This window comes from Xanthomonas axonopodis (assembly GCF_001304695.1).
Lineage (GTDB): Bacteria > Pseudomonadota > Gammaproteobacteria > Xanthomonadales > Xanthomonadaceae > Xanthomonas > Xanthomonas axonopodis.
This window is the reverse complement of sequence record NZ_JFAQ01000256.1, coordinates 1-1,284: the sequence shown is the minus strand read 5'-3', so window position 1 is coordinate 1,284 and position 1,284 is coordinate 1. Positions and strand designations below refer to the sequence as shown.

Below are 1,284 nucleotides of genomic sequence, written 5' to 3'. Positions count from 1 at the left end.
TTCAAGTTGCTGGATCTGCGCCGCATCCAGGGTGCCGGTGACATCGACGACTGGCGAGCGCAGCGGCGGAATGGCAGCCAACTCCTGCGCCAGCAGCGACGCCGGCAGCAGCAACAACGCCATCATCCACACCACTCGCAAACACGTTCGCCGCATTGCCGACTCCTAGCTGATGCGCGCCGATCCTTGATCAGCGCTGGGTTTTGCGATTCCTTCGCCCTGCAGGACATTGCCTCTTGCAGAGAGAGGGTGCGCCCGAAGCGAAGCCACGGGTGGTCGGAACGACTGCGAGGTCTGGCGCCGCCCCGTCACCTCAACCCCTCCCCCGATGGGCGAGAGGCTAGCTCTCGCCTTTGTTGGTTTGGTCTGCAGATTCGGACTGATGTGCTGCTCGGCATGCGTTGCCTTGGCGTGTGCTTGTGCGTAGTTCGACCAGCGCGTACTACGCTTGCTAGCGACGACTGCACAGGCACCGTACACGCACAGCAGCTGATTACTGCGCGGGCTGTTGCTGCGGCGTCTGCTGATTACCGAAATCCACCTGCGGAGCGCGCGAGATCTGCGCTTCGTTTTCCACGCTGAAATTGGGCTTGGACTGGTATCCGAACATCTTGGCCGTGATCACCTGCGGGAACGAGCGGATGTAGGTGTTGTAGTCCTGCACGGTTTGGATATAGCGGCCACGCGCCACGGTGATGCGGTTTTCGGTGCCTTCCAGCTGCACCTGCAGATCGCGAAACGACTGGTCCGACTTGAGCTGAGGATAGTTTTCGCTGACCACCAGCAAGCGCGACAGCGCGCTACCCAACTCGCCTTGCGCCTGCTGGAACTGCTTCAACGACGCTTCGTCATCGGCGTTGACCTGGATCTGGCCTACGCGAGCACGTGCATTGGTCACTTCGGTCAGGACCTGGCGTTCCTGCTGGGCATAGCCCTGCACGGTGCGTACCAGGTTGGGAATCAGATCGGCGCGGCGCTGATATTGATTGAGCACCTCCGACCAACCGGCCTTGACACCCTCTTCCTTCTGCTGGATCGCGTTATAGCCGCAACCGGACAGCGACGCGGTCAGGATCAGCAACACCAGGGCGCGAATCAGGGCAGGCATGCAGGCGATTCCGTTGGAAGAGAGCCCGAGCATGCCACGTGCCAAGTCAAGCCCGCATGCACACCACCCTGAGCGGTTCGCCAGGCCCACCGCGCGTCACCACAGCCGCGGCAGCAGGATCAATCCCCAGCACAACAGCACATTGATCAGCAGCACGAACACCGCCGCCGAGCCCA

1 protein-coding gene and 2 pseudogenes are annotated in these 1,284 nt (G+C 61.8%); all 3 read right to left on the bottom strand.

The genetic code is table 11. The features are described from left to right. Positions 1–156 (bottom strand): annotated as a pseudogene (locus XAXN_RS22125) (TPM domain-containing protein); the annotation flags it as partial. Positions 157–493: 337 nt separating this feature from the next. After that, the gene (locus tag XAXN_RS18995) at positions 494–1,108 is read right to left on the bottom strand and encodes a LemA family protein (RefSeq protein WP_054320677.1); all 615 of its coding nucleotides are present in this window, start codon (positions 1,106–1,108) and stop codon (positions 494–496) included. A 96-nt stretch (positions 1,109–1,204) separates the two neighbouring features. After that, positions 1,205–1,284 (bottom strand): annotated as a pseudogene (locus tag XAXN_RS18990) (diacylglycerol kinase); the annotation flags it as partial.

Excerpts from the sequence above, each read along its gene's own strand:
- XAXN_RS18995 (WP_054320677.1), bottom strand. The coding sequence starts at position 1,108 with ATGCCTGCCCTGATTCGCGCCCTGGTGTTGCTGATCCTGACCGCGTCG.